The organism is Streptomyces sp. NPDC002209 (assembly GCF_042890265.1).
Taxonomy (GTDB): Bacteria; Actinomycetota; Actinomycetes; order Streptomycetales; family Streptomycetaceae; genus Streptomyces.
On sequence record NZ_JBIARX010000010.1, the window covers coordinates 272,326 to 278,423 of the forward strand.

Annotated in this window: 6 protein-coding genes; 4 read left to right on the forward strand and 2 right to left on the reverse strand. The window is 73.8% G+C overall.

Features of this window, described 5'->3' with window-relative positions:
• Window positions 1-9: 9 nt before the first annotated feature.
• Window positions 10-1,275, reverse strand: coding sequence for a sensor histidine kinase (locus ACFYXK_RS21855; protein WP_389412626.1), 1,266 nt, complete (start codon window positions 1,273-1,275; stop codon window positions 10-12).
• On the reverse strand, window positions 1,272-1,985 hold the full coding sequence (locus ACFYXK_RS21860; protein WP_389412627.1) for a response regulator transcription factor: 714 nt from the start codon (window positions 1,983-1,985) through the stop codon (window positions 1,272-1,274). The genes ACFYXK_RS21855 and ACFYXK_RS21860 overlap by 4 nt, the downstream gene beginning before the upstream one ends.
• A gap of 102 nt (window positions 1,986-2,087) precedes the next feature.
• Between ACFYXK_RS21860 and ACFYXK_RS21865 the strand changes: the two genes are divergently transcribed.
• From ACFYXK_RS21865 to ACFYXK_RS21880, 4 genes are read left to right on the forward strand one after another with little or no spacing between them, the layout of a single operon-like run.
• On the forward strand, window positions 2,088-2,588 hold the full coding sequence (locus ACFYXK_RS21865; RefSeq protein WP_389412628.1) for a hypothetical protein: 501 nt from the start codon (window positions 2,088-2,090) through the stop codon (window positions 2,586-2,588).
• Complete coding sequence (locus ACFYXK_RS21870) at window positions 2,573-3,700, forward strand: peptidoglycan-binding protein (protein ID WP_389412629.1); 1,128 nt, start codon at window positions 2,573-2,575, stop codon at window positions 3,698-3,700. Before ACFYXK_RS21865 ends, ACFYXK_RS21870 begins: the two co-directional genes overlap by 16 nt.
• A complete protein-coding gene (locus ACFYXK_RS21875) occupies window positions 3,697-4,428 on the forward strand; it encodes an ABC transporter ATP-binding protein (protein WP_389412630.1) in 732 nt (243 codons plus the stop codon). Before ACFYXK_RS21870 ends, ACFYXK_RS21875 begins: the two co-directional genes overlap by 4 nt.
• A complete protein-coding gene (locus ACFYXK_RS21880) occupies window positions 4,425-5,627 on the forward strand; it encodes an ABC transporter permease (RefSeq protein WP_389412631.1) in 1,203 nt (400 codons plus the stop codon). Before ACFYXK_RS21875 ends, ACFYXK_RS21880 begins: the two co-directional genes overlap by 4 nt.
• Window positions 5,628-6,098: the final 471 nt, after the last annotated feature.

Consider the following 6,098-nt stretch of genomic DNA (forward strand, 5'->3'; position numbering starts at 1 on the left):
CGGGATCACTCAGGACTCCTGAGGCGGCGGCCGGAGCGGCGCGGGTCCCACCGGAAAGCGGACCCTGACGGTCAGTCCGCCGCCCGGAGCGGGATTGGCCCGCGCCACCAGCTTCGCGCCGTGGGCCCGCGCGATCGAGGCCACGATGGAGAGCCCGAGGCCCGCGCCCTCGCCCGCGGTGTGCTGCCGCTCGGCCCGCCGCCGGAACGGCTCCAGCAGCCGCGGTACGTCGGCGGGGTCGATCACCGGGCCGGTGTTGGACACCGTCAGCACCCCGTCGGCGGAGGTCGCCACGCCGATCCGGCCGCCCGGCCGGTTGTGGCGTACGGCGTTGACCAGCAGATTCCGCACCAGATGGCCCAACAGCGCCCGGTCGCCGGTCACGGCCAGCGGCGCCAGGTCCCGCACGACGACGGGCCGCCCGGCGCCCGGGGCGGCGGCCGGGCCCGCCTCGGCCTCGGCGGGATCCGAGAGTTCGCTCTCGACCAGGGCCGCCAGGTCCACGGGGGCGGTGGTCTCCAGGCCCTCCTCCGATACGGCGAGCAGCAGCAGCGACTCGATGAGGTGCTCGCTGGACTCGGCGACGCCGATCAGCTTGGAGCGGATCCGGGCCACCTTCTCCGGCGGCGGGTCCCCGGCCAGCCCGATCTCGGCGGCCGCCCGCTGGACGGCGAGCGGGGTGCGCAGCTCGTGGGCGGCGTTGGCGGCGAACCGGCGCTGCGCGCCCACCAGGCTCTCCATCCGGTCGAGCATGCCGTCGAAGGTGTCGGCCAGCCGCTTGAGCTCCCCGGGCGGTGCCTCGAGGCCGATCCGCTCGTGCAGGTTCTCCCCCGAAAGGCGGCGGGCCGTCTCGGTGATGACTCCGACGGGGCGCAGCACGCGGCCCGCCATCCACCAGGCCAGCCAGATCGACGGTACGGCGAACACGGCGAGGGCGATGAGGGAGACGATCAGCAGCTCGTGGAGGGTGGCGGACTCGACGGCGGTGGAGAGGTTGCGGGTGGCGGCCCACGTCTGGAGCTGCTCCTGGGTGGGCGTGGCGGCGCCGGGCGGGAGCCGCTGGGCGGGGACCGCCTTCAGCGGCCGGCCCTCGACGGCGGCGCGCTCGAACGCGGTGCCGGGGACGGCCGTGGTGACGGCTCCGCTGATGCGGGTGTAGAGGCCGCCCCGCAGCAGGATGTTGATCAGGGCGATCAGGCCGCCGCCGGCGAGGACGAGCAGCGAGCCGTAGAGCGCGGTGAGACGGGCGCGCTCGGAATGGAGCACTGCTCTCATCGCGGATCGGTGATCGGATCAGCAGGCCCGCCCGTGGCCGGACCCGCGGCCGGACCCGTGATGCGGTAGCCGGCGCCCGGCACCGTCTCGATCAGCGGCGGCTCGCCCAGCTTGGCCCGCAGCTTGCTGAGGGTCACCCGTACGGCATTCGTGCTGTACGAGGTGTCCTCCTCCCACACCTGCTCGATCAGGTCGTCATTGCCGAGCACGGCTCCCTCGGCCCGCAGCAGCGCCTCCAGCACGGCGAACTCCTTGCGCGACAGCGCGAGCCGGTGCCCGTCGCGGGTCGCGCTGCGCCGGGCCGTGTCGACGGCGATCCCGCAGCGCTCCAGCACGGGCGGCAGGGCCGGCCGGGTCCGCCGTCCCAGCGCCAGGACGCGGGCGAGGAGCTCGTCGTACGCGAAGGGCTTGGTGAGGTAGTCGTCGGCGCCGAGGCCGAGCCCCTCGACCCGGTCCCGTACGGTCCCGGAGGCGGTCAGCATCAGGACGCGGGTCAGCAGCCGCTCGCGCACCACCTGCCGGCAGACCTCGTCGCCGTGCAGGCCGGGCAGGTCGCGGTCCAGGACGAGGACGTCGTACTCGCCGAGGCGCAGGCGCCGCAGGGCCTCGAGGCCGTCACCCGCCTCGTCGACGGCCAGCGCGTCGCGGCGCAGCCCGTCGGCGATCATCTCCCGGAGGAATTCCTCGTCCTCCACCACCAGAACTCGCATGCCGCCCTCTTTACCGGAATCTCGTATTTCCTCGTCGTAAGCAAGATCGGAGAGAGAAGCGAAACCCGCCTCGCGTGCAGGGTCGGCCGCATGAATCGATCCATGACCATGACCACGGCCGCGGCCCTCACCGGGCTGACCCTCTTCGTCACCGCGTGCACGGGCGGTGTCGGTCCGGACGGGAAGGACGGGAAGAAGGACGGCTCCGCCAAGAACAGCGCGTCCGGCGGCGGTAACGGGACGACCAGCGGCGCGGACGCCGACAAGGCGCTCAAGACGCGCAAGTGCCTGCGCGAGCACGGCATCGACGCGCCCGACCCGGCGCCCGGCCAGGACCCGCGCGGCATGACGCTCGGCTCGGGCAGCGAGGACCCGGAGGCGCTGAAGAAGGCCTTCGAGGCGTGCGGGCTGCAGGCCCCCGGAACGGGCCAGGTGTCGCAGGCGGACAAGGACAAGGCCCTGAAGTGGGCCAAGTGCATGCGGGACAACGGCGTGAACATCCCCGACCCGGAGTTCAACGGGAGCGCGATGAGCGCGACCAAGATCCCCGAGGGTCAGGAGAAGGCCTTCGAGGAGGCCCAGAAGAAGTGCGAAGCCGCGTGAGGCGGCGCGGCAGGTGGCTGCTGGGCTCGCTGGCCGTCGTACTCGCCGTCTCGGGCGGCGGGTACGCGGTGACGGCCCAGCCGCGGGGGGACTCCGGCGGTGCGAAGGACCGGCGCGCGGACGGGCTGCCGCAGCAGACGGCTCCGGTCACGCGCGGGGACCTCAGCTCGGGCCTCACCGTCGAGGGCACCCTCGGCTACGCGCAGGAGCGCAAGCTCGCCGCGGGCGGCCCCGGGGTGCTGACCTGGGTCGCGGGCGCCGGCACGGCGATCGAGCGGGACGGGAGGCTGTACGAGGTCAACGGCAAGCCGGTGCGGCTCATGTACGGGAGCACGCCCGTGTACCGGCCGATGAAGACCGGGGACAAGGGCGAGGACGTCAGACAGCTCAAGCGGAACCTCCAGGCCCTCGGGTACGGGACCGGGCTCGACCCGGAGGACGGCACCTTCACGGCGGGCACGGCGACGGCGGTCAAGCGCTGGCAGAAGGCGCACAAGGCGGCGGAGACGGGCGAGGTCGGCAGGGACGACATCGCCTTCGCGGCCGGGCCGCAGCGGGTGCAGAAGAACGACACGGCGGTCGGCGACGAGCCGGGGCCGGGCAAACCGGTGCTGACCCTGACCGGAACAGAACGGATGGTCCGGTTCCAGTTGGATGTGGCCAAAGCGGGCGCGGCGAAGACCGGCGACAAGGTGACCGTGAACCTGCCGGGCGGCGGCGCGGCCACCGGGAAGATCGACTCGGTGGGCAGCACGGCGAACCCGGACGACCCGAACGGCGGCGGGGGCGGCTCCGGAGGCGGGGGCGGCGCGGGCGGTGGCGGGAAGCCGAAGGTCGAGGTGAACGTCTCCCTCGACAACGCCTCCGAGATCAAGGGCCCGGACCAGTCCCCGGTGACGGTCCGGCTGACCGGCGAGACCCGCAAGGGCGTGCTCTCCGTACCCGTCAACGCACTCCTCGCACTGTCGGGCGGCGGCTTCGGCGTACAGGTCGTCGAGAACGGCGCGGTCCGTGACGTCCCGGTCGAACTCGGCATGTTCGGACAGGGCCGCGTCGAGGTCAAGGGAGACGCCCTCAAGGAGGGCATGCAGGTGGGGATCCCGAAACAGTGACGACGACAGCAGCCACCGCAGAGAACCGGCACGCGCGCGCCGTCGTGGAGCTCGCGGGCGTCACCAAGGAGTACCCCGGCGGGGTCAAGGCCCTGCGCGGAGTGGACCTCACCGTCCTCAACGGCGAACTCCTCGCCATCGTCGGCCCGTCCGGCTCCGGGAAGTCCACCCTGCTGCACATCGTCGGCACCCTCGACCGGCCGAGCGCCGGCGCCGTCGCCATCGCCGGGCACGACATCGCGAGCCTCTCCGACCGCGCCCTGTCGGCACTGCGCTCACGCCATGTCGGCTTCGTCTTCCAGTCCTTCCACCTCGTACCGGGCATCAGCGCGCAGGCGAACGTCGCCGAGGGGCTGCTGTACTGCGGCCTCTCGCGCGCCGAGCGCGGCCGCCGGGCGGCGCGGGCGCTGGAGCGGGTCGGCCTCGGGGACCGGACGGAGCACCGGCCGCACGAGCTTTCCGGCGGGCAGAAACAGCGCGTGGCGATCGCCCGGGCGGTGGCCGGCGAACCGGACCTGCTGCTGGCCGACGAGCCGACCGGCGCACTCGACTCGGCGTCGGGACGGTCGGTGATGGAACTGCTGCACGAGCTGAACGGGGACGGGGCCACCATCGCCGTGATCACCCACGACCAGGAGATCGCGGCGAGCCTGCCGCGGCAGGTGCGGATCCGGGACGGGGAGATCGTCGCGGACATGTGGAACACGGCGGGGGCGAGGGAGCAGTGAGGGCCTCGCGAAAGCTGACCCCGTCCCGCCTCGGCCCCCGCGACGTCCTGCACGTCGGCTCGGCGGGGCTGCGCTCGCGCCCGATGCGGGTGTTCCTGTCCGCGCTCGGGATCGCGATCGGCATCGCGACGATGATCGCGGTGGTCGGGGTGTCCTCGTCCAGCCAGGCCAAGCTGCTGCGCGAGCTCGACGAGCTGGGCACGAACATGCTGGTGGCGACCCCGGGCCAGTCGATGTTCTCGGGGCAGGACACGAAGCTGCCGAAGGAGGCCCCCGGCATGATCTCCCGCATCGAGGGGGTCGAATCGGTGGGTACGACGGGCGACGTTGCGCAGTCCGTACGGCGATCGGAGAACATCCCCAAGGAGGAGACGGGCGGGATCGGCCTCAAGGCGGCGAAGGACGACCTGCTGGAGGTGCTGCGCGCCCGGATGCAGAAGGGGACGTGGCTGAACGGGGCCACCGGACGCTACCCGTCGGTGGTGCTCGGGAACGTCTCGGCGGAGCGGCTGGGCATCACCGGGCCGGGGCAGCAGGTGTTCATCGGCGGCCGGTACTTCACGGTCATCGGCATCCTGGACCCGATCCCACTGGCCCCGGAGATCGAGCGCTCGGCGCTGATCGGCTGGGAGGCGGCGCAGCAGCTGCTCGGCTTCGACGGCCACCCGACGGCGGTGTACGAGCGCTCGGCGGACGACCGCGTGGCGGCGGTCCGCAGCCTGATCGCCCCGACGGCCAACCCGCAGTCCCCGAGCACGGTCTCGGTGACGGACCCGTCGGCGGCCCTGCAGGCGAAGGCGGCGACGGAGGGGGCCTTCAGCACCCTCCTCCTCGGCCTGGGCGGGATCGCCCTGCTGGTGGGCGGGGTCGGCGTCGCGAACACCATGATCATCTCGGTCCTGGAGCGCCGCCACGAGATCGGCCTGCGCCGTTCGCTGGGCGCGACCAAGGGCCAGGTGCGCATCCAGTTCGTCACGGAGTCCCTGCTCCTGTCGGGCCTCGGCGGCCTGGCCGGCATCGCCCTCGGCGCGGCGGCCACGGCGGCGTACGCCCGCGCGGGCGACCTCCCCTGGGTGGTCCCCCTCTGGGCGGTGACGGGCGGCTTCGCCTCGACCCTGGCCATAGGCACCCTGGCAGGCCTCTACCCGGCAGTCCGCGCAGCCCGCCTGTCCCCGACCCTGGCGCTCCAGGCGGGCTGAGGGGGGCGGGGGCGGGGCGGGACGGGGCCGGAGAGCCGGACCGGAACACCGGGGGCGGGGGCCGGGCGGGGGGCCGGAGAGGCTGGCGGGGACACCGAGGCGGGGGCCGGGTGCGCGGGGCCGGAGAGGCCGGCCGGGACACCGAGGCGGGGGCCGGGCACACGGCGCCGGAAGGTCGGGCGGGATGCCGGGGCGGGGGCCGGGTGCGGGGCCGGAGAGGCCAGCAGCGGCGCCCGTGGCGGGGGCCGGGTACACGGCGCCGGAGAGGCCGGCCGGAACACCCGGGCCGGAGTCCCTGCACTCCGCGTCGGGAGGGTCGGGCGGGATGCTGGGGTCGGGGTCTGTCGACTCGGGGTCGGTGGAGTGTCCGGGGGCTTCCCGTCAGTCCACTGTCCTTCCGGTGCGGTCCGGGCCGTCAAGGGCGCTCCCTGCGGTCGCGTCGCTTCGCGATGGCCTTCGGCCACCCTTGAC

Coding starts and splice junctions, on each gene's coding strand:
- ACFYXK_RS21860 (WP_389412627.1), bottom strand. CDS start 1,985: ATGCGAGTTCTGGTGGTGGAGGACGAGGAATTCCTCCGGGAGATGATC.
- ACFYXK_RS21865 (WP_389412628.1), top strand. CDS start 2,088: ATGACCATGACCACGGCCGCGGCCCTCACCGGGCTGACCCTCTTCGTC.
- ACFYXK_RS21855 (WP_389412626.1), bottom strand. CDS start 1,275: ATGAGAGCAGTGCTCCATTCCGAGCGCGCCCGTCTCACCGCGCTCTAC.